17 protein-coding genes are annotated in these 25,579 nt (G+C 54.4%); 10 read left to right on the top strand and 7 right to left on the bottom strand.

The window, feature by feature from the left end; genetic code table 11:
- Positions 1–829: 829 nt before the first annotated feature.
- Complete coding sequence (locus tag PSR63_RS16320) at positions 830–1,411, top strand: RNA polymerase sigma factor (RefSeq protein WP_274326741.1); 582 nt, start codon at positions 830–832, stop codon at positions 1,409–1,411.
- A 121-nt stretch (positions 1,412–1,532) separates the two neighbouring features.
- On the opposite strand, the gene PSR63_RS16315 is transcribed toward PSR63_RS16320, so the two are convergent.
- The 3 genes from PSR63_RS16315 to PSR63_RS16305 are packed head-to-tail and all read right to left on the bottom strand — an operon-like array spanning position 1,533 to position 3,289.
- Positions 1,533–2,054 (bottom strand): hypothetical protein, encoded by a 522-nt coding sequence (locus PSR63_RS16315; protein ID WP_274326740.1) that lies wholly within the window; start codon positions 2,052–2,054, stop codon positions 1,533–1,535.
- Positions 2,047–2,586 carry a hypothetical protein gene (locus tag PSR63_RS16310; protein WP_274326739.1) on the bottom strand — a complete coding sequence of 180 codons (540 nt, stop codon included), beginning with the start codon at positions 2,584–2,586 and terminating at the stop codon, positions 2,047–2,049. Before PSR63_RS16310 ends, PSR63_RS16315 begins: the two co-directional genes overlap by 8 nt.
- A gap of 4 nt (positions 2,587–2,590) precedes the next feature.
- Positions 2,591–3,289 (bottom strand): hypothetical protein, encoded by a 699-nt coding sequence (locus PSR63_RS16305; protein WP_274326738.1) that lies wholly within the window; start codon positions 3,287–3,289, stop codon positions 2,591–2,593.
- Positions 3,290–3,674: 385 nt separating this feature from the next.
- Here PSR63_RS16305 and PSR63_RS16300 point away from each other — a divergent pair, with 385 nt between their 5' ends.
- The 4 genes from PSR63_RS16300 to rimI all read left to right on the top strand — a co-directional run bounded on the left by PSR63_RS16300 (position 3,675) and on the right by rimI (position 15,433).
- Positions 3,675–4,454 (top strand): inositol monophosphatase family protein, encoded by a 780-nt coding sequence (locus PSR63_RS16300; protein WP_274326737.1) that lies wholly within the window; start codon positions 3,675–3,677, stop codon positions 4,452–4,454.
- A gap of 312 nt (positions 4,455–4,766) precedes the next feature.
- Positions 4,767–8,207 carry a hypothetical protein gene (locus PSR63_RS16295; protein WP_274326736.1) on the top strand — a complete coding sequence of 1,147 codons (3,441 nt, stop codon included), beginning with the start codon at positions 4,767–4,769 and terminating at the stop codon, positions 8,205–8,207.
- Positions 8,204–14,668, top strand: a complete 6,465-nt coding sequence (locus PSR63_RS16290; protein WP_274326735.1) for a hypothetical protein — start codon at positions 8,204–8,206, stop codon at positions 14,666–14,668. The genes PSR63_RS16295 and PSR63_RS16290 overlap by 4 nt, the downstream gene beginning before the upstream one ends.
- Positions 14,669–14,917: 249 nt before the next feature.
- Positions 14,918–15,433, top strand: coding sequence for a ribosomal protein S18-alanine N-acetyltransferase (gene rimI / locus PSR63_RS16285; protein ID WP_274326734.1), 516 nt, complete (start codon positions 14,918–14,920; stop codon positions 15,431–15,433).
- On the opposite strand, the gene PSR63_RS16280 is transcribed toward rimI, so the two are convergent.
- Positions 15,430–15,912 carry a YfcE family phosphodiesterase gene (locus PSR63_RS16280; RefSeq protein WP_274326733.1) on the bottom strand — a complete coding sequence of 161 codons (483 nt, stop codon included), beginning with the start codon at positions 15,910–15,912 and terminating at the stop codon, positions 15,430–15,432. The two genes, rimI and PSR63_RS16280, sit on opposite strands and share 4 nt — an antisense overlap.
- On the opposite strand from PSR63_RS16280, the gene PSR63_RS16275 reads away from it, so the two are divergent.
- A complete protein-coding gene (locus PSR63_RS16275; protein ID WP_338000649.1) occupies positions 15,877–16,707 on the top strand; it encodes a lysophospholipid acyltransferase family protein in 831 nt (276 codons plus the stop codon). The two genes, PSR63_RS16280 and PSR63_RS16275, sit on opposite strands and share 36 nt — an antisense overlap.
- Here PSR63_RS16275 and PSR63_RS16270 read toward each other — a convergent pair.
- Positions 16,704–17,852 (bottom strand): ATP-grasp domain-containing protein, encoded by a 1,149-nt coding sequence (locus PSR63_RS16270; protein WP_274326732.1) that lies wholly within the window; start codon positions 17,850–17,852, stop codon positions 16,704–16,706. The genes PSR63_RS16275 and PSR63_RS16270 overlap by 4 nt on opposite strands.
- Before the next feature lie 303 nt (positions 17,853–18,155).
- Between PSR63_RS16270 and PSR63_RS16265 the strand changes: the two genes are divergently transcribed.
- The 4 genes from PSR63_RS16265 (at position 18,156) to PSR63_RS16250 (ending at position 22,209) form a co-directional block, all read left to right on the top strand.
- Complete coding sequence (locus tag PSR63_RS16265) at positions 18,156–19,886, top strand: pilus assembly protein TadG-related protein (RefSeq protein ID WP_274326731.1); 1,731 nt, start codon at positions 18,156–18,158, stop codon at positions 19,884–19,886.
- Between the two features lie 495 nt (positions 19,887–20,381).
- Positions 20,382–20,879 carry a formaldehyde-activating enzyme gene (gene fae / locus PSR63_RS16260; protein WP_274326730.1) on the top strand — a complete coding sequence of 166 codons (498 nt, stop codon included), beginning with the start codon at positions 20,382–20,384 and terminating at the stop codon, positions 20,877–20,879.
- Positions 20,880–21,024: 145 nt separating this feature from the next.
- A complete protein-coding gene (locus PSR63_RS16255) occupies positions 21,025–21,888 on the top strand; it encodes a methylene-tetrahydromethanopterin dehydrogenase N-terminal domain-containing protein (protein ID WP_274326729.1) in 864 nt (287 codons plus the stop codon).
- Between the two features lie 81 nt (positions 21,889–21,969).
- The gene (locus tag PSR63_RS16250) at positions 21,970–22,209 is read left to right on the top strand and encodes a hypothetical protein (RefSeq protein WP_274326728.1); all 240 of its coding nucleotides are present in this window, start codon (positions 21,970–21,972) and stop codon (positions 22,207–22,209) included.
- A gap of 4 nt (positions 22,210–22,213) precedes the next feature.
- Here PSR63_RS16250 and PSR63_RS16245 read toward each other — a convergent pair whose 3' ends face one another.
- Together PSR63_RS16245 and PSR63_RS16240 are read right to left on the bottom strand one after the other, a co-directional pair.
- Positions 22,214–23,833 carry a BamA/OMP85 family outer membrane protein gene (locus tag PSR63_RS16245; protein ID WP_274326726.1) on the bottom strand — a complete coding sequence of 540 codons (1,620 nt, stop codon included), beginning with the start codon at positions 23,831–23,833 and terminating at the stop codon, positions 22,214–22,216.
- A 58-nt stretch (positions 23,834–23,891) separates the two neighbouring features.
- Positions 23,892–25,481: a BamA/OMP85 family outer membrane protein gene (locus PSR63_RS16240; RefSeq protein ID WP_274326725.1), complete on the bottom strand. Its 1,590-nt coding sequence runs from the start codon at positions 25,479–25,481 to the stop codon at positions 23,892–23,894.
- Between the last annotated feature and the right edge of the window lie 98 nt (positions 25,482–25,579).

Raw genomic sequence — 25,579 nt, 5'->3', positions numbered from 1 at the left:
CGTAAACTCCTTGACAGGCATCACTTGTGGGCATCCGCATGGTCATTTCTTGACCGGTTCGGCCAGGTTCTGGACATTTTTTCTCCCCGCCTGCGAACCTTTTTTAGGCACCTGGCATCTATCGGGTATCCCCGCTGACGGCAATTTCGCCGCACGCTGGGAGAATCTTTGTTGTTGCCGAGTCCTTTTCGGCGATTTAAGATTCATGATCCTCGCACTTGGAAGGTGCCAGGATTTCAAACTTCCACTTCATAGTTCTCTCACTGCGCGTAGACGCGTAGGAGGATGAAACAATGCGTTCCAACATCATCAACATTCGCGCCAATTTTGCCGCCGCCGTCGCCCGCGTTTTCGTGGTCGCCGTTGATGTTATTCGCAATGCATCCGCCACCTGTCTGCGCCTCTATGGCCATACATGGCAACAGTACGGACCAAAAACGTGGGGCAAGCAAAGCCCCCCGAAACCGTCCGAACACGATTTGCCGTGTGATGCTCTGCGATGTCTTGGCGGCAGCCTACTACTAGGCAGTAGCCCGTCAATGTCGCTCTCGATGCGATTCCGAAATGAGGGATCGCTGGGCCTGATACCCAGAAGCTAAAGGACCGGAAAACCCAAGCAATTTCGCAAGGGTTGGTCCCGCACAATTCGCGAAGCTTCTGAGACGCTAGGCCCCCGAGAGCTCGAGTTGTCCTGCTGTGATGCGCTTCATGCCATCCGTTTTCAGGCCATCTCGCCGCCGGGTTCCTTTGTGCCGTGTGCATAGCCGTCGTTTGCCGCCGCATGCACTTATTTCGCCAGAACTGCCCTGAATATATACGTCTGGAAACTATGATGAACGGAAACTTGTACAACGATGAACGGGATCGGATCGTCGATTTGGTCCTTGCAGCTCAGAACGGTGATCGGGATGCATTCGGTCAGCTGGTGGAAATCTTCCAGCCGGTCGTCTTCGCCATCGCTTTGAAGCGTCTGCGTCACTACTGGGAAGCCCAGGAACTGGCTCAGGACGTGTTCATCCAGGCGATGCAGAAGCTGGACCAGTTGCGTGAGCCGGCTGCCTTCCCAGGCTGGTTGCGTTCGATCGCGGCCCGGATGGCTATCAACCGGGCAGTTCGTCGGCCGCACGATTTCGCTACCGAACCGGAAGCCTTGGCTTCGGTCTGCGTAGAAAACGAAACGCCGCTGCACGCGATTTTGGAAGTCGAACGTCGGGATAACCTGGCAGTCGGCATCAGCCGCCTCGGCGCAATGGACCGGGATACGCTCCAGGCCTTCTACGTCGAAGGACAGTCGCTGCGTGAAATGAGCGATGAATTCGAAGCTCCGATCGGAACGATCAAGCGTCGTCTGCACGTCGCTCGTAAGCGGCTGGCAAAGGAGATGGAAGAATTGGAGGCGGTCGCCGTTTAGGCGACCAACACCTAAACTTCCGTTTCTAAATAAGATTGAGTTGACCGCGCTCTTGGGCTCCACCGAGCCCAGGGGCGTTTTTTATGCGCGGTGTCCAGTCAGTCGGTTTGGTCCAAGTGTTCTAGGGGTTCTCTTCGCCTGGACAATAGCTCGACAGAACTTCATTCAGTTGCTGATAGTCGCTTCCTTGAAACCACTTGCAGTAGAACTCGTAAGTTTCGCCGTCCTTAGTTACCAGCCTAAGTGTCGCAGGCGAATTGATCAGTTGAGGCAACCCTCCGAATTCAAATGACTCGACCTCTCTCAGATCAATCTCGTCGTAAATTTTGTATCGATCACGCCGGAATCTGCCACAGAGTCGGTGATCTACCAGTTGCAATCGGCCGTTGTACCAAGAGTCTACCGCCCCTTTCAGAACAAAGATGCCGAGAAGCGTGAACCCCACCACGACATACCAGAACGCCGACGGAATATTGTCTCCGGACATGAAGGCAACAAGAGCAAGCCAAGCTCCCACTAAGATCGAGAAAACACCAGCGATTGCCAGGGTGATCGGCAGACTAAAGCGAAGAGGAAACGTGCTCTGTGAATCGAGGCTCTTCTGAGTGGGAGACGCGAACGGATTGGATTGGCTTTCACTCATCCGTAGTGGCCATCGCGTCCGAATAAAATCGCAGCGTCTCCTTCAATGGGTGCCACTTTCGCGATCCCATCAAGCTAAGGTCCGCCACAAACTCTTTTCCATTCACCTCGGTCACCACCATTCGATTCCGCGGCGCGAAGGTGACTTTAGTAATTTCATTCCAAGCGAAGTAAAGCCCTGTCCACTTCCCACCGTCTTCAAACTTCGCGCGGACACCTTCATCATTTAGCTGAAGTGGGAATCTCTCCCAGGCTCGACGTGCTCGTACGGAATGATTGACAACAGTTGCCACGCAGCTAAAGGTCATAAAGGCCAGTACGCCATGACCAATGAGAACATCACTCGCAAAGAAACCAGTCTGAATGAACAGATTGATCCACATGCCTGCGAAAACCAAGACGAGAGCGCCCGCGAATACTGCCTGGTATTGCTCCCGCGAGGCGACTTCCCGATCACTGACGTGAAATTCACGATGCTCCTTCGCCGATACTGTGGCCGGAGATGCGAACGGGTTTTCGGAGGCCTCATTCACAGCATCAGGTCGTCAGCGGGATTTCTGATTCACAGAATGCCTGGTACTTGGCCGCCAACTGCTCCATGGCGTCTTTGCCTTCCGCCCGAACGAATTGAATCCGCGATCGTCGAATCACGCCCTTTTCCAGGTGAAGCGAGAAGAGAGGAATCGTGACCTCGACGGTTTCTTCGTTGGTGCGCTGGGCCAGAATCGAAGCGCAATCGCCGGGATAAGCAAATACAGCATATTGAATCGCATCGAGGCACCCAATCGCGACGATCATAGGATCACTCAACTCGGCGCGGTTCTCATGGCCTAACCCCGGCGCATTCCATTGGCCTGTCGCGTTCATCGTGATGACCGAGTTCGCGTCATCGAAACGAAACTTGAGTGCCATCTCGGCATCCGAATCGAGCGTTGATGTCTGACGCGAGAGAATCAGTTCGACACCATCCAGATCGGGCAAAACCCGGGAATAGATCTCGGTGGAAAGCTTGTCTTCGTCCGAGGTGTACCTTTCGACGAGATCGTTTCCACGAATGTAGAACTCTTCGCGATTGCCGATACCTTCCAGATTCCACTCGGCAACCTGCCAGTTTTTGGGCTGCGAGAGGAACTTGGCGTTCATCTTGCCGGGGAAAGCCGCCACGGAAAGCTGGAAGTTATCCGTTTTGCAGCGGTGAACGATGTCGTAGTCAGATATCCAAATCGAGTTGCTCATGGGCTCGATTTTGTTCGATGCGGGCGTTAGTCGGAAGACCACCGGCAAGAAATAAAAAACCCCGTCGCTCACTAAAGCAAGTCGACGGGGCCGGAACAGAGAAGAGGCCGAAGTTTTGCCCTGCGAAATTTTCCTTCGCAAAGCGGGTATGGGCGGTATTTAACCGCTGTCCCGGGGATGATGTAGTTGATGATACCAAAAATCGGGAAGGTGTCCACAATAATTTGCAAAGATTCTTGCGAAACCTGTACCCCGCATCAACCTTACGTATTTTACGCGAAGTACCCCTGGTAAAGGCAAGTACCCAAGTCCCAAAATACGTGTTAAAACGCACCCCACACCTCCGATTTTCAAACAACTCACTCAGCCCCCAAAAAGGAACGTAATGTCTTCCTATTTAACGAGTTGCGAAACAGCAGCCAGAGCTGCAGGTGACGTGCTGAAGCAATGGCGAGGCAAGTTCAATGTTCGGGAAAAAGGGCGGTCTGACTTTGTCACTGATGCTGACGACGCAGCCCAGAAGGTGATTGAAGAGATTCTTACGGCCGACTTCCCAGAATTCGAGTTCCTGGGCGAAGAGGGGCCATCCGGGTTGTCGCGCGAGACAGGCAGTCCATTCTGCTGGATTGTCGACCCATTGGACGGCACGATGAACTACGTCCATGGGCTGCCCAATTATGCGGTCTCGATTGGCCTTACCGAAGCCGGAAAGGTAATAGCAGGCGTGGTTTACGATCCCGTCTTCGATCGTTGTTTCAAGGCCGAAAAAGGGCAGGGGGCCTACCTGAATAACGAGAAAATCGAGGTCAGCGGAGCCGAATCACTCGATGAAGCGTTGATCGCGTTCAGCTTTCCCACCACCGTTAGTCGAGAATCCCAGGTCATCGAAGACTTCATCAATGTCCTGGTGAAATCGCAGGGAATTCGCCGCCTGGGTTCGGCAGCTCTGAACCTGGCCTATGTGGCCGCCGGACATATGGATGCCTATTGGGCGGCGTTTAACAAGCCTTGGGACGTGGCTGCCGGAGCGATCCTGGTCGAAGAGGCCGGCGGCGTTGTGCAGGGATTTGGCAATCAACCATTCGATATTAACAAGCCCAAGATCGTCGCGACCGCTACCCCCCAATTACAGGCAGATCTTCAAGCCCAAATTGCCACTTCGTAGAGTTTAGGGCGTCTTCCTCCCATCGGGCGGCTCTCCTGATAGTTGCGGGTGGTATAATTGGTGCGACTGGATTTTTTTTCGCAGTTTTCGCAGGCCATTGGCGTTAACCTTTCGGGAACAACGGTCATGGCTAAATAGACTTAGATTACAACGCCAGGCAGTGGGAATCGTGAGACAGCGGTTATTACGATCGATCTTCCCATGCGAGTTCAGGACACGTTCTCCAGCGGAACTCGCTCGTGCTTGGCGATCCCCCATGAATCTTTGGGGCACCTTATCAGACTCCTCGTACCACAGATTTCTCCTGACTCTATGAACACCGCGTGCCGAGAACATGGTTCCGCACTGCCGGGGCTCAGCGTTTATTGCTGGTCGCGCAGGATCGGTATCGCGCTACTCGCATGGGTGGTCGTCGCTTCGATCGCCAGCAGCAATTTCCTGTACGCCCAGGTAGGCTCATCAGGAACCAAGATCGAAGAACGCGAACCCGAGATCATTTATCTACCCATCAAGGATGGTGCGATCGCCGAAGGGGGACCACTGGAACGCGTTCTCGATTTCCCTGCTGAATCGTTCCGAGCCTGGTACAAAGATGTCTACCTGAACCGCAATCCCAAGGATCTCCCCAAGTATTCGCTAGAGGGAGTCACGGCCGACATTCAGATCCAGGGCCCCAATGCCGTCTTGGATGTGACGTACGAAGTCATCCCGTACGCATCTGGCTGGATACGAATTCCCATTGGCTTACAAAACGCCATCATTCGCTCAAGCGTGGAAGTCTCGCCGGCTATGCCAGTTCGACCTGATCGTCCGAACGGCAGTACGTCCAGCGGCGGATACGCTTTGTGGTGCGAAGTCCCTGAATCGGAGAGTGGCCTCCTTTCTCCACAACCGGCGGAAACGATCACCTTTCGAGTGACGGCCCTGCTTCCACTCACCACGCGAGGTGACGAAACCTCTCTGGAAACCAACCTGCCGGTTGATACCAAGTGCGTGGTCAAGTTGGATGTGCCTCAACCAGGCGCCAACATCTCGCACAAAGGGAGCATGGTCGTCAAAGATCCGATCGAACCACCGCCGGCCGACCATAGTCTTCAACACTTGGAGTACGCCGGAGGAAGCCTTGGGCTGAGCTGGCGTTTTGACGATCAGGCGATGGAAGAACAGCCGGTCCATCTCAAAGTGAAAGGGGAAGTGGCCGTTTCGGTCGACGTCGATGACACAGTCACCACGGTTGCCAAACTACAGGTCGAAAGCACGACAATTCCATTCGACTCGTTCATTGTCGAGATCGCCGACGACGCTGAGTTCGTACCGCCGGCCACGCCTTCAGCCGTATACGAGATTCATCCGCTCGAACGGCAAGGTCAGGCGTTTGGCAATCGCCTTCTCGTCGAACTCAGCGAAGCAACCAAAGCCCCTGTCTCGGTAACGATCAACACGAAACAGACCGATCCCGTCCCCGGAGAAAGAGGCAAGCGGCGATTTACCGTGGGCCAATTCAACGTCTTGGGATGTGATATCCAAGATGGCCGCTTGAGCCTGACCTCGGCCGGCAATGTCCACGTCACTTGGGATACACCGCGTGTCTTACGAGAACAATCGTCACGTGGGACCGATGGCATGAACTACCGTGCCACGTTCACCTACGACCAGCAGCCGGCGGCGCTTGTTCTGCACACGTTGCCCATCCAATCGACTGCTCGCGTTAAGACCGATTACGAGCTTCATGTTGGCAAGCTCAATTCGCAATTGGTCGGCAAGCTCTCTTATCGTTTGCCGCGTACGTATAACGACGACTTGGTGATTGACCTGAATGGCTGGAACATCGACTCCGTGGATACCCAAGGGGCATCACAGTGGCAAATCGCAGAAGGGGACGCGGACCAATTGATCCTTCCGCTCGCCGGCGAGACTGGTTCCGAAGCAATGACGGTCGCTCCGTACCGCACAATTGAAGTCAACATCAAGGCGCAGCGAGATCACGCGGAAGAAGATCCCACAGAGGTCAGCTTGGCATGGCCCATCCCTCGAGCCGAACCACTGGGCACCGCCACGGTAACCGCCATCCCTGATAACGACATCGAGATTCGCTTTCAGTCTGAAAAGAGTGAAGGCTTTCAACTCGACCGAAGCCGCAGCCAGGAAGTGGAACTCTCGGGCGAACGAGGTACGATCGTCCTGCGTGCCGCACCTTCTCAGGAATCGCTCCTCTTGGGACTTCGCCTGACTCCGGTGGTTCCGCGTTTGATTGTCGGTTCCACAGCAACCGTTCAACTGGCCGAAGGAAACGATCACGCGACGGTCACCCATGAATTCACTCTCGAGCCTTTCCATAGTTCTCCGGAACAAGCGGTCTTCAAGCTTCCCGAGAGCATCTATTTCTTTGAGGTAACAACGGCGGAGATCAACACGAAAGATGTCGCTGGACAGCGTGTCGGTCTGGGCGAAAACCAGACGATGGTTTATTCGCTTTCTGATCTCGCTCCGCCATATCGCATCAAATTGAAGTACAACTCACCTCTGGAAGTAATCTCTGAAGGTGGCAGCGACTATCGCCTGAACTTGATGACCCTGGATTCGACAGGCCTGACCGAGAAGGGAATTGATGTCGACTTCAAACCTCTGGAATTGACCTTTGAGTCTTCCCAAGAGGTGGAAGTCCTGTCTCAAACGGAAGACTGGCGATCGTTCACCATGAGCCATCCGGGGCAAACGGTGCAACTGCCCGGGGATCAATATGAACAAGTTGAATTCTCTGCTCCATTTCTGACCCCGAAAACCGACGATCGCGTTGTTGTCGACTTCCATTGGCTGCAGGTCGCGCTGACTCCAGACGAACGAAGAGATCGCGCCGTATTCACACTCCGAACTCTAGCACCGCAGTTGGACATCCAGGTCCCTGAAGGTGCCCGACAAGTTGAAGTGTATTGGAATGGAATCGAGCAACCATTGACCTTGAATGAAGATCGTATCCAACTCGATATCCCCGAACGCCGCGAGACTGGACGAGACCGTTTAGAGATTTGGTACAAGTTCCCCGCGGGTGATGGGATGCAATCTTCCCTCACGATCAATTCGCCGACCATCAAGAATTCGGTCCTGGGTACCAGCCAACCAGGACGCGAAGGTGGCTACACGTATCTGCAGATCGTTTCACCTGGTAACTGGCTTATCCTTTCCGCCTCGGGCATGTCCGATGAAATGGACTGGGCCTGGAGTGATGGGCGGTATCGTCGAACGGCTCGCCTGACGCAAAAGCAGCTAGAAGCACTGGCGAAGACCAACATTTCGACCGCCTACCCAGAAGGCATGCATCGTTCTTTGTATAGTACGATCGGGCCCGTCGAGAACGTGCGAGTTTCTTCCGCCAAGACAAGCTCGTTGATGCTTTTGTTTTCCGGAATCGCCCTGGGGGCGTTACTGACGCTTTTCTATCTACCACAGTCTCGGCATGTTCTGGTCTTTGGGGCCGCTGCGATCTTGGCGATTGGCATTGCCGTGACGTATCCCGATTTCGCCGTGCTTGTCGGAGAGATGTCGACGTTGGGCATCATGTTGGCCATCTTCGGAATTGTCCTCTATCGGCTCGCTTCGTACCGTGCCCCTGTCAAATCGGCTGTACGTGCGCGATCTTCCAGTGACAGTCAGGCCTCGGTTCCTGCGACCTCTCAGTCTGGTGTGGCAGGGAACTCAGCGGTTTCGACAACGTCCATGCCAGCCGCGGTTCAATCCAGCGGACAATCTCGATGATCGTTTGGCTTCGTAAAACGCTCGGCATGCTCCTGGCGGTATTTGTACTAACAAGTGCCGTCGTCGCCCTATGCGCAGCGCAAGAGAAGCCTTCGAGCCAGGCCATCGAGTTCCAACGCGTATACGTGCCGGAGAATCGCTCGCAAGAGTGGCCGCGGTCAGGCTTCGAATTTGCTCCACAGATGAAACTGGAAGACTTCGAGAAGCTGATCACGCAGTTTGCCAAAAGCCAGAACGACGTCGCCGACGATCTGGCGTTAAAAAGCCTCACGTATCATGCGACGCTTGATGGTCGTACGCTTCAAGGGGAAGCCGAATTCCAAGTCGAGGCACCGCAAACCGATGCGTCCGGGTTTGTCTCGCTCAAGAGTTCCAACCTGTTCTACTTCGATCAGCATGAGCGGTTGTCGACGATGCCCACGTTGTGGGTCGGCGGGAATGGTTCGCGGATGGGAGTCTTCTTAAAACAGGTCCCAGCTTCGTTCACCCTGGATTGGAATTACCAAGCCTCCGCTCGAAACAGCGACGAGTTAACGGTCGACCTGAACCTGGCATTTGCACCGAAAGTCGATTTCTACCTGGAACTCCCTTCCCAATGGCAAGTGGTCATCCAGGAAGGCATTTTGCTGGAAGGCCCTGGCGATTCGGATGACAGCGACGAAGAGACTAACGTTTGGCATCTAAGCCCACAATGGCAGGGAAAGCTTAAGTTTTCGCTACTTACCAGCGATCGGCTCTTTCAATCCGATGCCGCCGTCGCAACGCAATCGACACGTTATCACGTGCAAGATAACGTATGCGAAGTCAACACTCAGGTTTCGCTTCAGTCGCCGCCCCAAGCCACCTTGGATCTTTCAATACCGAAAGAACTGGTTGTCACTCGAGCTTCGGTTAACGGTCAGATCCTTGACAACCTCGATCTGCACGAAACGCCGGAAGGTCACCAGTCACTGATCATTCCCCAAGCGGTCTTCACGATGGGAGAAACCGCGGCGATCTCGGTTCAAGGATTAACTCCAATTACCCTCGGGGATTATTCTCACATCGATCTTCCCATTATTAGCATCACTTCGCAGCCAACCGAATCGCATGTCGTCGCGGTGCAATTGGATGAGGGAATCAACCTTTCGTTCTGCACACTCAAGAACGCCCAACAAGTCGACTTCGTCCCGCATAATTCGCTCGGACGATCCAATCTTAAGTTTCGACTGTTCGACGAATCTGCTCAGATCGGCCTGCAGTTGTTTCGCCGACAAAGTAAACTTCGCACGTCGATGGGGCATAAGGCGACCGTCAACGACTTGATGATTCAGTCGGACAGCGTGATTCACATTCTCGAGCGAGATGATCCGACCGATCACCTCGAGTTGCCACTGTCGCCAGGCTGGCAGGTAGAGTCGGTACAGCGATTCCCCGAAAGCACAGCCGTTCGATGGGAAGAAACAACTCGTGACCAGCAGCGGCTACTGCGTATTGAAGATGTGGCCGAGCTAGGCGATTTCCAGGTCACACTGCGTCGCACGCGTGAAAATGACTTCGGAAATTTGAAAATTGCCGACTTCCGCCCCTTCGACTTTCCTCCGGGAATTGGTCATGTCGAATGGCTCTCGGTGAAGCCTGCCCCAGGATTCGATCTTCAGCTTGAACCAGAAGGACTGGTCGCACGCCGATTGATCTCGGAAGCTCCCGTAGAAATCCAACGGATGTTTGGGACCAAGTGGCAAATACCGGCGTTTGAGATTCGTGGAAGATCCGATCTGCAGCACCTGACTCGCGTGACTCGAAAACGTGCGACCTACGATGCCGAAATGGACGTGCAGATTACCGCCAACGAAACATCCACGCGTCGCCAGGCAGCCATCCGCTTGAGTGGTACAGGCCTCTTGCCCGAGACCATTTTCGTCTGGTCGACGCAACCTTGGTCCGAGGATGTTTCCTGGACGACTCCTGACTTGGCGCCGATTCGTTGGACGGCCATTACGACTTCCGCTGGCGAAGGCCCCAATCAGCGCGAACCGTATTACATCTACGAAATGCGACCGCCATCGGATAGTTCGTTTCCCTTGATCTTGCGTGGCAGTTTTCCCCTGCAGGAAGAACAATTCTCCGAACCACTGCTGCTTGCCGTTCCTTCAGCGGAAGCCCAGTCCGGCGTGCTTACCCTGACCACACCAGAAACATGTCGACTGACGATTGATCCGGTACTGCTGCGAAAGATTTACCTCGATTCCGATTTCGACACCTCGTTGGAAGTCACGCGACTTGATTACCGTCCGGACGAAATCCGACGATTGGCCGAGAACATCTCGCAGTTGGTTACCTGCCAGTGGCAAGGGGCCCAGCCGCTACCGGATGTTTTCTCGACCCAAGCCAATCACTGCGTCAGCATCGAAAACAACGGTCGGCAACGCATGAACTCGGTTTGGACAATTGTCAGTCAAAGTACTTCGTCGGCTGTTTTCACGTTGCCGGAAGATGCCAAGGTCGAACTGATTCAATGGAATGGGGAACCCTGGACGCTCTGGACGCAAGACGGACAAAAGGTCGAGGTCGAATTACCGGAAGCCTTGTCTTCCGGCGAACTAGAAATGCATTACCAGATCAACCCTGGCCCCATTTCGCTGATTCGGTCCGTCTCACCGAAATTTGCTACGGCCGAGTTCCCCACCTCAACGGAGGAACGAGAGTTCGCATTGGGTAGCCTGATCCAGCAAGTTCAGTATCCTAGCCCTCGCTGGTCGAAGTTCGGCGATCGCATTCGTAACGGGCTTTGGTCGGGACTTTTCCAGGCCGATCTGATTTCAAGCCACCAACCGGCCAAGATTGCCGAGGCCAATACCTTACCGCTTCCGCCAGGTTCCATTTGGGTCGTCCATCGAGTCTCTCTCTTGATGGTCAGCCTTGCGATTCTCATGGTCGCGCTATTTATTGGTGCCTTTGGGTTCCTCAGGGTGCCTCGCGTGTTTTGTGTCGTTCTGCTCGTGCTACTCGTGCTCGTGCCATGGCTGCCGGATGTGACGGCTCCCATTTCGTCGGCCTGTTTTTTGGGGCTGATCTTGGGTGGCCTGGGCTCCTATCTCCTCATTCGACCGACCGAAGCCGCCTGGAAGTACTCGACGGGTTCGACGGTTACCGTGACCAGCTTGATCTTGGCTCTCACACTATCCTGGCTGGGGCATGGAGCTACGCCAACCATGGCACAAGATCCGGTTTCAGATTCCGTCACAAAACCCACGGTCTATCCCGTGCTTATACCGATGGACTCCAGCCGTAAGCCAGTCGGACAAGCCTATCTTCCGTTGCCGCTCTATGAACGACTCAGTGATTTGTCGGATCAACCTGAGGACGTCATTCCGCTTTGGATCGTGGAAGGGATGCGTTATGAATTCGCGCTCGTTGATTCGCTCGAGTTGACGCCAGAGATGACCGTGACGACCCATATCGAACTCGTTACGACGAAGACCAATCAGACGATTCGACTTCCGTACGATTCTCAGCTGGGAACCGGCATCAATACAGCTGTTGACCAAGTCGGAAGCGTCGCCGATACAGGAAGCATTCTTCCGAATCCATTTAACACGGACGAGAACGAGCTTGTCCTTTCCATTAAGGAAATGGGACATCACACGATCGTGATCAACAGTAGTGTCCCCTTGCAGCAAAGCGAAGATGGTCCTCTTCGCTTACACATTGACACTCCGTCACTCACCAGCACGGCTGTCACGATCGCCGATTCCATGCAATTGGGGTCACCCTTGATACGATTTGACGATCGCGAGGTTTCGATTGAAGCATCGACAATTCGGCAAACCATTCCCCTAGGTACCGTGAACGGATTCGATCTGGAGTGGAAGTCATCGGAACTTCAATCGACCTTTGAATTCCGAGAGCTAGACCTGCTCGAGTTCAACGATGAGAACGTTCAACTTCGCGTCCGGCTTGACTTGACGAGTCGCCCTGAAGAGATGGGACCGATCGTGCTGGCTGTCGACTCCCGTCTAACGTTGGATATGCAGCAAGCTCTTGGCTGGACGGCGGAAGTGAAATCGACCAGCCTTTCCGCTTCCACACGGACCTACGCCATTCACCTGCTGGATGGAGATGCGCCAGTCGAGCAAGTCGATCTAAGGTTCTCGCTGGAAGGTGCTCAACAGGTTGGCCAGCTTCGATTTCCCAACGTCGAAGTCATCAACGGATTGCTCCAACGCCGCTGGGTGGCCGTTGCCGCAACAAGCCAGTTGCAGGTACAAAGTCAGGCCCAGTCACGTGTCAGCATCCTGTCTCAGGAAGAATTTCTCAGAGAGTGGGACGAAGACGAACCACGCTTCCGCTTTGCCGTGGCGGTGGGCACCCTCGAGCCGCTGGACTGGCTCATCTCGACTCGTCCGATCGCAACACGCGGCAACGCAGACCTGCGATATCGCCTGATGTTTGATGAGGACGGCTTCGATTTTGATATCAAAGCCCAGATCGAAACTTACTCGGGCAAGGCCAAGCAGTACGTTGTCGAGATGATGCCTGGCTGTGAAGTTGATTCTGTTCAATACTTGGTCGACGGACTCTTGCGACCGATCCAGTGGCACTACGACATAAAGAGTGGGGAACTGGGGATATTGCTGTTGTCCGATGTCAGCGGGCTGCAAGAGCTTGCGATTACCGGAAGGAACTGGTTATCGCCTGAAGTTCATGAAGTGAAGATGGCTCCCATCAACATTCATGAAGTCCATACCCAGTCGAGTCGTATACAGATTGTCCGAGATCATTCGGTTCTGGTTCGCCCAGCCAGCACGATGAACCTGATTCCCATCCAGGAAGAAATCTCGGAACCGAACAACGACCAGATCATGAACGTTGGGATCTGGCAATCGGTTGATCCGGCACTCCCGCTCGAGTGGCAAGTTCTTCCCAATAACGTGGTGATCTCCAGCGATCTCCTAACAGTCGTAAATCGAATCGATAGCCAATGGCAACTTAAGTGGGTTGGCAAGATCGACATTCGTAGTGGCAGTGTCGGCTATCTCCAATGGTTAGTTCCCAAGGAGATCGAACTGGACGTTACTTCGATTGACGGGTTCGATGTTACGTCGCGACTTCTTCCCGATGAGTCCGCGTATGTTTATACCCTTATCCCGCGATCGACTTTGCCGAGTTCCTTCGCATTCGAATGGATCGGCACACTGAAGACCACACCAGGAAGACGCGTGTCCTTTTCCCCGATTCGATTGATTGGGCAACACCGCGTCAGCCAATGGGTGGCTGTGCCACGCGAAGTGGATGACCAGGAGGTCCTATGGCTTTCCCAGGCACTGCGCCCCACAACGGTGTCAGGTCGCTGGTTGATCGCAAACACCCCGGAAACGCATCAACTACTCAATGCCACGCGGCCTGACTACTTGTGTCAGATGATGCAGCGAGCCAACCCTACGGGCAATCCCGTGATTAGCAGCCTGGAAACGACCCTTCAAGTTGATTCCAAAGGAAGAGCGATTGGGCTGACGCGCGTCTCGGTTGTTCCGCAAGGAAACAACGCGGTCGAGTTTAAGATCCCTCAAGAGGTCGAAGTCCTGGGCATCTCGGTCGATTTCGATCGTCAGCGTCATATCGAAGAACAGGCTGAACGCATCGTACGGGTTCCGTTGAAGTCGAATAGCCTGCCGCAGGTGGTGGAAATCGCGTTCTCGTCGAAACTGGTTCCAAGCCAAAAGGAACTTTACCAGTTAGAGCGTCCGTCACTGAACTTCCCGATCAAAGTCGAAGAGATGTTGCGGGCTTCCCTACCACCCCAGTGGACACTCGAAAACGCCCCCCATCTCGATCGAATGGCTTGGAGCCGCGATCAGGTGACTTCGGCGTTTCAGTTGAAAGACGCGTCGCGAGATACGCAGTCTGGACTCTCAACGGCCGAAATTCAACGCTGGGATAAACTGCGGATGGAGCAGGCCTTCGCTGCCGTAACTCAATTCCAAGAGATCCTCCGTAAGCGAGGCGAGACACCTGACAATACATTAGACATTGTCACGAAGTTACTGGGTGATAATGTGACCGAAGTGGAATCCTGGACTGTTTCCCCAGACGCCGAGCAAGGGCTAACATCCGATAGGTTTTATTCGGCCGCAGAAGGGACGAATGACCGTTTCCACTACTATCGACTTTCGTCGAATTCCGGTCCGCTTTCCATCCGCCCATCCTCTCCCCGCGCGTATTCCTACTGGCCGCCGATCATGACGAGCCTGCTGGCCCTGGTTGCGATCGGGCTTCTTGTGGCAACTCCCCCGCTTCTGGTCCAGCAAGTACAACATGCACGAGATTGGATGAGTCGCAATCCACAGATTTGTGGTGTTTTAGCCGGGCTTTTCTGGTGGCTTTTCCTTCCCCCGCACTTCATTGGTTTACTGCTAATTGCGATGGTTGTCTGGGCTTCGCTTCCCTTCCGAGCCAGTGCCCTGTTGGGGCGAAGTTAGCCGGTTAGCGGGACTTTTCGACGTGGTTTGATAGCTAGCGTCGGGTGCATCTAGTTCGCTGTGCAAAGAGGCCGTCTTTCGGCTTGGCACATTTCGCCAATTCTGATAGGTTACCGCTTCCTCAGACAGACAATCCGAGCCGGTCGTGAGGAGGATGCCTTTCCGAGATCGATGCGAAAGGCAACCAAACGATTGGCACTAAACGCTCTCGGCTAAATACAGCTTTGGCTATTTCGGAAGGAGTCCGGCATGAGTCAAATTAGTCAACGAACTTTGCCTGTTCATATCCGCTGGATGATTCGACGCGATATGCAAGAGGTTCTCGATATTGAAAGCCTCAGCTTCGAATACGCCTGGAGTGAAGAAGAGTTCGTCAAATGCCTTCGTGAACGCAACTGCATCGGTATGGTTGCCGAGCACGAAGACCGCATTGCCGGCTACATGATCTATGAGATCCTCAATACTCGATTGCACCTGTTGAATCTCGCCGTCGCTCCTTCGATGCGTCGTGCTGGTGTTGGTCGCCAGATGATCGGCAAACTGGTTTCCAAGTTGACTCATCGTCGACGACGCCAGATCCTTCTCGAAGTTCGCGAAACGAACCTGGAAGCTCAGAAGTTTTTCCGCAGTCTCGACTTCAAAGCGATTTCACTGCTGCGTGACTTCTACGAAGACACGACTGAAGACGCCTACCTGATGCAATACAAGCAGATGGAAGCAGGCGGATACACTCCGGTCAACCGAATCGCACGTCTGGCCAGCTAAACTTCCACGATCTCGTGATGCATGGTCACAAGATCGACGATGGCAATCGTGTGCCTGACAGCGCGAAAGAGTGCTCCAGGATTTAGAACCAGCGTATGCCCAACCTGGCGCACATTCACCTGGTGAGTATGACCCGAGCAGACCAGGTCATACTCTTCGCTGCGGATCATTCGCATCAATAGGGCCGGATCGTCTCCATGGGTCATGCCTATCCGGCGGCCGCCAAGCTCGATGTCGGCAACTTGGCCATAATAGCGGCCTCCACTTGCTTCGATCTCCTCTTGGAGCACACTTCGGCTATCATCGGTATTTCCGTAGACATAGTGTGTCGGCCACTTCGAGAAAATCTCGACGACGCCCGTACTCCCGATATCACCGCAGTGCAAAACTTGCTCTACTGAGAACGTTTCCAGCATGTATGCAGCGGACTGGGCAAAACGACTGTGCCCGTGTGTGTCGCTGACAATTCCGATTTGCACTTTGTACCCCCTAATCCCGATCAAGAATTGAACGTTTCGTTGGTACTCGGCTTGGTAGTATCCACCTTACTGGTGGCATTTACCGTGCTTTGGCTTTTCGCTCGCCGTACAGAGTACACCATAGTCCAATTTCTGTTAGATCGCACGGCTTTTATCTTATTGCGATTCCTTTGGCATACTAAGGCCCCCTACGGACTACCGCTATCGGAGGATCAAGGCGCGGTCATTGTTGCGAACCATCGAAGTAGCGTAGATCCCTTTTTTATCCACCTGGCCGCCAAACGAAGAGTCCGCTGGTTTGTGGCCAGAGAGTTCTTTAGCAACTGGTTTTTCGGTTGGTTCCTGAACGAAACCGGCGCTATTCCTACACGTCGCGGAGGAATCGACAACGCATCGATTCGCGAAGCGGTCAGGCTCCTCCACGAGGGAAAATGGGTAGGCGTATTGCCGGAGGGACGAATCAATACCTCGGACCAGTTTATGATGCCCGTTCGCCCTGGTGCGGCACTTTTGGCCCGCAAAGCGGACGTCCCGATCCTCCCGGTCTACATTCAGGGTGCCCCCTATAACAAGACGGTGACCAGTCCCTTCTTCATGCGAGCCCAGGTTCAAATCACCGTGGGTGACCTGATCTACCCAAGTGATTTCGAATCGGACAAAGAGATGATTGTGGCGGCAGTCAAAGCGATCGCCCAGTTGGCTGGCCAAGCCGACTACGAACCAACCCTGGCCGGCAAGAAGTGGAAACCAACGCCGGAAGAGTTGGCCCAGAATCACCAGTCCCCAGAGGACTAAAACCCAGCGTAGATGATCTCCTCGAGCATCTCTTGGCTACTTCGCAATTCTTCTTCGGCCAATTCCTCGGTCTTACCGTCGGCATACAACGTGCAAACGGGGCTGCCAACATCGATGATTGTCCCCGGCATGGGAATATCACCAACTCTCGGATTGGCGAGAAAACTTTCTTCGGTCAGTGAGAATGCCTCCTGAATCTTGCGCAGCATCCGATCAGTAAACTCCAACCGCTGCGACGCATAGACAATCCTGGCTCCACTGGACCAATAGGCGAACCGCTCGCTCAGTTTGACCTCCGCATCAAGACAAGCCTGAATATGACAAGGCATCAAAGGATTCTCTCGCATCCGCTCATGCAAAGCGATACTCGCCGTCCAACGAGGATTGACTTCGAGCAGTGTCGGACGATCGGTTTGCAGAAAGTCGATTCCCCAAAGCCCAATCATGCCTGCCTCGTCATGAATGGCACGGACAATCGGATCGAGCGCGATCGTCGACGGTGTTCCTAGGGTAATCGCTCCAACAAAAACATACGGACCAGGAGCTCCGAACTCGTTTCCCCCGTGCAGCCGATTAACACCCACGATCTGGCATCCTTGTGAGGTCGACAAGACCACGGCGGACATCGGCACGCCCGGCAACTTCCGCTGCAAATAGAATCGGTGAGCCAACGCCGGCAAGGCACTCACCCTTTCGATATTTAATCCGCCGGCCGATCGATACGGCTTGAGCAGCCACTGATCACTTGGCCTGGGATGGATGGGATCATAGTCCGGATCATGAACACGACACGTTTCCGGAAATTCAAAACCATAGCGTTTTGCTAAGTCCGCCAGCCAGAACGGATCGCGAACCATTCGCAGTGTCTGCGGCGAATTACCCAGCAACCGCTTCTCGGCGGCCATCCGCTCGATTAACCGGGGGTAATTCTCTAGCCCACCTGTGTAGCACCAAGCATCCAGTTCCGTCTCGCGCAGCCATCTTCGAGCCGACCAGGGATAGTTGCGCAAGCCCTTGACCTCACCGATCTGCCCCAAGTCATAGTCGGCAAACATATCGGCAGCGGTGACGGAAAACCCGCCACGCACAAGAGATGCGGCCATGGCTCGGCAACTAGCACCGATCAATCCGATTCGCTGTACCATGCTCTTCCCAAATTCGTGTCCACATTTCGCGCAATCTGAAAGGTTTTTCCGACCTCGAGATCAGACGTAACCTACGTTTTTAATTAGCAAGGACACTCGTCATCTCTCTCCTTCAGAGAGGTTTACCGCAGAAAGCTGATCACCACATGTTGCGAAAAAGCATCATCGATCAGATGGAAGCGAACTCTCTAAATCTCGTTTCAGCCCCTTTTAAATAGTTCAGTTGCCCCGAGCACGCCAGCACGAATTTCCATCGGCTCGCCGCGACCCAACAAACTTCTTCCAACGTCCAGGAGAGAGTCTATGTTTCGCCGATCTACTTCCCCCGACGAGGAAATGTCATACGTAGGTTCCCACCGAAAACGTGGCATCATTGTCGTCCTGTCCGCGGTACTCATGATCGTCATGATGGCCATGCTCGCGTTCAGCATCGACGTCGGCTACATGTATACTTTGCAATCCCAGCTGCAACGCAGCGTCGACGCGGCCACCTTGGCCGGTGCTGGCTCGCTGATCAACGGCGAAGACGCGGCCACCGACGCCGTTCACGAATATCTTGTTCGCAATCCGGTCGGGACTCAATGGAGAGAATACGAAAACCAAGCGGTCGAAGAAAGTGTGGCCCACTTCATGGACCACTACGCCCAAGGGCTCGACGTTAATTTCGGTGAATGGGATGACACCACCAAAGAAGTTGTCCCCTCGGATCGGCCCGCGTCCACCGTCAAAGTGAGCATGCGGTACGACAACATGCCTTTCTTCTTTGGTCATCTGCTGGGTCGCGATACCTTCAGTATCCAGGCTCAAAGTGCCGCGGCCTACCAGCCACGCGATATTATGGTGGTGCTGGATCTCTCCGGGTCGATGAACGATGACAGTGAATTCAAAGCCTTCAATACACTTGGTGCTGGCCATGTTACTGCCAATCAGTTCCAGATGTACGAAGAACTAGGTTCTCCGATTTACGGAAACCTGGAATTTGACCCGCAGTGGGCAGTCGCCAAGGGACCGGTTCCTCAAATCGATGCCCAAGCTCAAGTCACCGTCGAATACCAGTACGACACGGTCGTCGTCAATTCGACGAAATCGTACAACCGAATTCGCGTTCGTCGAGGCAATGGAGACATCATCACTTACTACCCAAGTGGCACCACCGGTACCTACAGCCCTGGTGGCCAGGTTCGGGAAGTCTGGGCCTATAGCGGTAAGAACGCGGATGGCTCCAACCAGATTCACTACTTTGACTTTACTCGCCGCGATACATTCCTCTCTGCCCTGGGACTCGATACGGTTGACTATCCCTACAGCGGCAGTTGGGACAGCTACATCAACTACTGCACTTCCAGCAGTGGCCAGAACAACAACGCTGGCTTCCGCTACAAGTTCGGCTATCAGAACTTTATCGTCTACTTGCTGGAAAAACGAACCCTGCACGCACAGTCTACCGATATGTGGAAAGCCAGTGCTCAACCAATCACGGCTTTGAAATCCTCGGTCGCGATGTTCGTCAACTTCATTCAACAAGCCGACTCCGACGACAAAATGGGCCTTTCGATGTACAACGGCCCCGGTGGAGAAGGCATTCTCGAATCGACCCTGTCGGATGACTTTGGCTTCATCACAGCTCAGGCCAATCAACGCCAAGCTGGTTACTACCACAACTACACCAACATTGCCGGCGGCATGACGGTCGCTCGTGAAGAACTAGACGCTCGAGCACGTCCTGGTGCTTACAAGATGATGGTTCTGATGACCGATGGAGTGGCCAATTGGCATAACGGTGGTGTTAATAGCTCGGCGGCTCGTGACGCGGTGATCAACGAAGCTCACCTGGCCGCAGAAAAGGGCTATGTGATCGTCACGATCAGCATGGGAACTGGTGCCGACAAAGATCTCATGCAACAAGTGGCCGACATCACCCAAGGTTCACATTTCAATATTCCCGGTGGTAAGACTGGCGATGAGTATGCGGAAGAGCTAACGCAAGTCTTCCAGCAAATCGCCGGATATCGCCCACTGCGACTCGTCCAATAAGACCGTCGCAGGGAAATCGACTCTTCCCGCCAGAGGCCGTCGTGCACCGCTGCCCGCGCGACGGCCTCTTCTCCTTTCGAAGCCGCTGATTGCGGCGTTCACCTTTTCCAGGGTTCGATCAAGAATCACGCAAAATGAGTCTCGTGATTCCTGCCCCACCCCTCATCACAAGCGATTTGAAGCATGAGTTGGGCGCGGAAGCTTCTCTCTACTGAAGACTGAACGCCAAGAACTCCCTCCGAAAGCCGAATATCCACCCGCGAGATGTCGAAACGTTGACGAGCCCCACTACTTGCAATTCGGGCATAGTTTGCTATCGTCTTGGCTGTCAGCTGGCCCAAAGTCTTTTCGTACCTCGGCTTGCCGGGGCTTTCGATGCGCCTTGGGCCTCGTTAAATTGGACAAATCCAATAAGCCTGCGCACTGACGTCTTTGCATGAAAGTCGTCGCGGGCATCACCCCGTATCTTCTTAGTTCCCGCACGGAGAATCCCGGATGTCGATGTATATCGGAGAAGCCCTCGCTGGCGATGGCAACGAAGTCGCGCATATCGATCTGATGATCGGTTCCAAGGATGGCCCTGTCGGCCATGCGTTTGCTTCGGCGCTGGTCAATCAAACCGCCGGTCACTCCAACCTGCTGGCCGTTTTGACCCCCAACCTGGCTGTTAAGCCAGCCACTGTGACCATCACCAAGGTCACCATCAAGAACTCGAAGCAAGCCGTTCAAATGTTCGGTCCAGCCCAGGCTGCCGTCGCCAAGGCTGTTGCTGACGCTGTTGAAGAAGGCGTCATTCCTAAGGATCAGTGCGAAGATCTCGTGATCGTCTGCGGTGTCTTCATCCACTGGGAAGCCCAGGACGACAAAAAGATCTACGACTACAACTACGAAGCAACGCTGCAGTCGATCAAGAACGCCATGGCTGGCAAGCCGACTGCCGATGAAGTCATCGCTGGCAAGGAACAAGCGGCACATCCGTTCCGCGGTTTCTAAATAAGTGTCCAGTTACGGCACCGTTATCAAAGTCCCGCGAGGCCTCATCGATGGCCACGCGGGACTTTTTTGTATCGGTGCTGTTCGAAATCCTTCCCGATGAGCCTGCACGACAATCGAAGTCCCTTTTCATTGAGCACCCCCGATGAAAAACATCCTACTTCAGCTAGATACCGATACCCAACCAAGTACCTTTGATTCGGTCGTCGCCGTCGACTCTGGTGCCGACATCATGTTCCGCCATGGTGGAGTCAGCCCAGATCAAGTCGCCGGACTTGTGCACGGGCTCATCTTCACCCGTGCGCCAAGCAAGCTGAAACATTCGGCCATCTACGTAGGTGGCTCAAATGTGGACAAGGCCGAAGAGTTGCTCACTGCGGTTACCAAAAGCTTTTTTGGTCCCATGCGCGTCTCGGTCATGATGGACGGAAACGGCGCCAACACGACGGCCGCGGCCGCGGTCATCTGCGGTGCTCGCCATCTTGAACTCGAAGGGGCTCAGGCACTGGTCTTGGGCGGCACAGGTCCCGTTGGACAGCGTGCCGCTCGACTCTTGATTCGGGCAGGTGCCAACGTCCGACTCGCTTCACGGTCGTTGGAGAAAGCACAAGCAGCCGCTAAACAAATTGCCGAAGACATCCAGATCGGCTCTCCCGAACCCGTTGCCGCAAACGATCCCGATTCGACTGCATCGGCACTTGAAGGGGTGCAGCTATTGATCTCGGCCGGAGCTGCCGGTGTAACCTTGGTCCCGCATGCTGTTCGCCGAGAAGCCAAGGACCTTAAGGTCGCGATCGATTTGAATGCCGTTCCACCGCTGGGGATTGAGGGAATCGATTTCCAAGACAAAGCGGCGGAGAACCTCGGCCAGATCTGCTACGGAGCGATCGGCGTGGGTGGCACCAAAATGGCCATTCACAGAGCAGCCATCGAGCGTCTTTTCAGCCGCAACGACCAAGTTCTGAACGCGGAGGAGATCTTCGCCCTGGGAATGGAGCTCGAGGGTTAATTTTCACTGCGTGCTATCACCTGCGATCGGTCGACAATAGAGGAGTCGACACATTAGGTTTCTGCTGCAGGGAGAGAACGCATGCGAAAGTGGATGCTGGCATTTGCCGTGCTTGCTAGCTCGGTCGTAGGATCATCCGCCCAGGCCGCTGGTCCAGCTCAATACTGGATTATCGCACCAGAATCGACGGCTTCGCCCATACTGACACCACGCCCAAAAACGCGCTATTCGTATGGCTGGTTCGGAGTGAGCCAGCCCTATCGAACCGCAGGCTACCATCACGGGTATCAAAACACGTACGTCGATTGGACGTTTCGCTAAACGATTAGCGAGCTGCACCCACGAAGAAGCTGAAGACCTGCGTCTGATCGGTATCGGCGTGATTGACTGGGAAGGCGAAGTCCAACGCGATCGGAGCCTGCCCCAAGGCGGGTACCGAAATGCGGAGACCAAAACCTGGTGCGACGTCGAAGTCGTCCCAGACGATCTTGGTGGATTCTTCCACCGCACCCACATCGGTGAAGATCACACCTTTGACCATGTCGTCGGCGGTAATGGGGAAGGTGTATTCCACCGATCCCAACACACGGAACGGACCACCGACAAACACGTCACCCGATTTCGGACCAACACGTCGGAAGTCGAAACCACGCAAGGTGGAGAAACCACCAGCGTAGAAGTTTTCGAAGATCGGTGTGTCGGCTCCCGAGAAACCGGCTCGCGTCGAGAAGCCCAACGTATGCCGCCCGGAACCGTCGGGGCGTTCACCCAGCAGGAAGTACTGTCGGAAGTCGAATTCCGCCCGCGAGTAGCTGTATTCGCCGAACGCTTGTTCCAGGTTGATCTCAAACAAGTGACCTTCGGTTGGGGCGAATGCCGTGTCGCGCGTATCGTGCGTGACACTCCAACTTCCCGTGTAGAGATCCTGGTGACCCAACACAGCATCCAGTTCAGGTACGCCTGGGACGCGTGGATCACTGATCTCGACGTCCTCCATACGCAAGCTAACTGCCGTCGAAAGGTCAGGCGTCAACCGATAGCCAAGACCCACTCGGCCACCGACGCGCTGTTCGTCCCAGTCGCGGTAAATTCGGTTGAAGAAGTAACCACTCAAGTTCAGGCTCACCCGCGTATCAAACAGGTAAGGTTCGCTGAAGCTGACCATGTATCGCTGAACCTGGGTACCTGGCATGGCTTCAATTCGGAACCCCTGCCCTGCCCCACGCCACGCGCGGCCATTCCAGATGTCGTCCACGCTGGACGGATATCGTCGCCAGTCGAAGTTTCGTTCGTCGATCACGATATTACCGGTCACACCAGCGTCGGAGTTAATACCCACGCCAAACTGGAAACGCCCGGTCTGAGCTTCTTCTGCACGAATCGTCAGGTCGGCCGTACGACCAGGATCGTAGTAAGGGTTCGGCGAAATGATCGCATCAGGACCCAGCGGAGGATCGTAGATACGAGCACCACCCAGTGGTCGACCGTTAACTGGTGGGTAGCCATAAGGATTCATAGGCCTGGTAACAGGTGCCGGAATCGGAGGACTACCGTACCCGGATGGGTCCTGGCTATACATGCCTGTCTCGGGACTGGATGGCGACGGATATCCTTGCTGGTACTGAACCGGTTGGACCGGTTGCTGGTACTGCTGATAGGGATCGTAGTTGCCAACCGGAGCACCGGAAGCTGGCATGCCATTTCGGTACTGGTTCGGATTGCCGGGTGATGACTCGTAAGCTGTGCGATCGTACGAATCCCAGTTCTGTGCGCTTCCAGGATAACCTTGATTGTCGCGTCCCTGCACATTCCAGTTGGGAGCCGCTTGTTGCCCGTAGCTTCCGCCAGTCCAATCCTGAGCCGAAGCCGAGTTCCATCCGGCACATAGACCTGTGACGAGACTCAGAGCGAGGGTTATCTTCAGCAGTTGTCCGCTTCTGTCCACCTAGGGGTCCTCATTCAGCGTTGGCGCTCGGGGGGGAAATCGAGCTGAACCAGGCTTCTTAGTTGCTGGGCACGGATGAATAAACGGAAGTAGGATGTTGCTGCGGCGGTGTAGGCACAGCAGCTTCCCGATAAATAGGCTGCGAATAGCGACTCACTTGCGGCACCGCCTGCTGGGGAGGCATTTGCTGCGTTGGAGCCGGTTGATAGCCGCTGGGCTGCCCTGCGTATTGCTGGGGCGGATAGGCCTGCGGCTGATAGTTCGAAGTTGGGCTCTGACCACGGTAGGTCTGGCTTCCGCCTCGCTCGGCAACCTGAGTTTCGACATCCGTCAGCTCAGGTGGAGCCACGGTAATCGAAGGGGCCACGCCGCGATGCGGTTCGTTGACAAACAATTGCGAAGCTTTGATGCGGCGTTCGTCGTCGCGAATCTTCGTAATGTCGATGATGTCGCCAGGCTGCAGCGACATGCGATTCAAAATCACGGCGTGCTTCGTGTGAGGAAAATCACCGGAGATCTCGATGTTGATGTTACCAACCCGATACTGATCCCCTTCTCGGATGTCATACACCAGGTCCAAGGTACCTGGCGTTTCCAAGAAGCGTGGCTCCGCTTTCACGTCCGCGTGGATGTAACCCTGCGAACCATACAAATCGGAAATCGCACGCACATCGGCGGTCATGTTCTTTTGATCGAAGTACTCTCCGCGTTCCATCTTGATCTGCGAGAATAGTTGTTCAGAGTCAAACCGAGTCTGGCCCACGAACGAGATGTTTCGCACTTCGTAGCGTGGACCTTCGTCAATGACAAACGTGACATAGGACCACTTGCCGCTGTCGCTGTACTTGATGATTCGATTGATCTGAGCTTTAAAGAACCCAAGGCTTCGATAGTATGCCGTCAAACTGTCGACATCCTGTTCGACCTGAGTCTTGTCGAGTTCGCCATTGATTAGATAAAACAAGCCAGGCTTGCTTTTGATCTGTGTTTTCAGGCGTGAATCCGACGCAATCGAATTGCCAACAAAGTTCGTACTGCCAATTCGAGCCAGCGGCCCTTCGTGGATCATGAACGCGACGCCTTTGTCTTCCGGCTTTAATCCTTCGACCACCTGAACGGTCGCTTTGCCGTGTCCGCGGGTATGGTAGTAATCTTCCAGCTTCAGCCGAGCTTCTTCGATCACGTACTTATTGAGGGTGCCTTCTAACTTCATTTCCGACTTCTTCAGCAGCGTCTTGTCGCGTACCGATTCGTTGCCGAGAAACTTGATGTAGGCAATCCGCGGGCGTTCCTCGAATTGGAACGTGACGTAGATTCCCTCGGCCGACTTGTCGGTCAGAATCTGAACATCGCGAAACAATCCCGAGGCGGCCAAACGGCGAACATCAGATTGGATCTGTTCCGGATCGAACTCACGACCAACGCGTGACTTGATCATCGAACGAATCCGAGTCTCTTCCGTTTGGGCATTCCCCTGAAGGCGAATCCCGGTAATCAGAGGTCGAGTCGGAACACTGGGTGTAATCGGCGATGGAGCGGTGAGTTGCGGCACAATGTCCTGTGCTGCAACCTGTCCCTGTGCTAAGCCGAGATAACTTAGCGTGGCCGATATAACGACGCTCGTCAGCCCGTGGCGTATCCACTGCATGCGTTAAATCCCTTTATCAACTTCTCTGGCTGGCTTCCGTGCCTACCATCGCGTCCCTTTCGCGCAAAGCTTTGGGACGCAATGTGGAGAAATACTGA

The organism is Bremerella sp. P1, assembly GCF_028748185.1.
Classification (GTDB): Bacteria; Planctomycetota; Planctomycetia; order Pirellulales; family Pirellulaceae; genus Bremerella.
Note: the sequence above shows the minus strand (reverse complement) of the source record. Positions and strands in the feature narration are given on the sequence as shown.

Coding starts and splice junctions, on each gene's coding strand:
- PSR63_RS16320 (WP_274326741.1), top strand. CDS start 830: ATGATGAACGGAAACTTGTACAACGATGAACGGGATCGGATCGTCGAT.
- rimI (WP_274326734.1), top strand. CDS start 14,918: ATGAGTCAAATTAGTCAACGAACTTTGCCTGTTCATATCCGCTGGATG.
- PSR63_RS16290 (WP_274326735.1), top strand. CDS start 8,204: ATGATCGTTTGGCTTCGTAAAACGCTCGGCATGCTCCTGGCGGTATTT.
- PSR63_RS16315 (WP_274326740.1), bottom strand. CDS start 2,054: ATGAGTGAAAGCCAATCCAATCCGTTCGCGTCTCCCACTCAGAAGAGC.
- PSR63_RS16300 (WP_274326737.1), top strand. CDS start 3,675: ATGTCTTCCTATTTAACGAGTTGCGAAACAGCAGCCAGAGCTGCAGGT.
- PSR63_RS16240 (WP_274326725.1), bottom strand. CDS start 25,481: ATGCAGTGGATACGCCACGGGCTGACGAGCGTCGTTATATCGGCCACG.
- PSR63_RS16255 (WP_274326729.1), top strand. CDS start 21,025: ATGAAAAACATCCTACTTCAGCTAGATACCGATACCCAACCAAGTACC.
- PSR63_RS16305 (WP_274326738.1), bottom strand. CDS start 3,289: ATGAGCAACTCGATTTGGATATCTGACTACGACATCGTTCACCGCTGC.
- PSR63_RS16270 (WP_274326732.1), bottom strand. CDS start 17,852: ATGGTACAGCGAATCGGATTGATCGGTGCTAGTTGCCGAGCCATGGCC.
- PSR63_RS16265 (WP_274326731.1), top strand. CDS start 18,156: ATGTTTCGCCGATCTACTTCCCCCGACGAGGAAATGTCATACGTAGGT.
- fae (WP_274326730.1), top strand. CDS start 20,382: ATGTCGATGTATATCGGAGAAGCCCTCGCTGGCGATGGCAACGAAGTC.
- PSR63_RS16295 (WP_274326736.1), top strand. CDS start 4,767: ATGAACACCGCGTGCCGAGAACATGGTTCCGCACTGCCGGGGCTCAGC.
- PSR63_RS16250 (WP_274326728.1), top strand. CDS start 21,970: ATGCGAAAGTGGATGCTGGCATTTGCCGTGCTTGCTAGCTCGGTCGTA.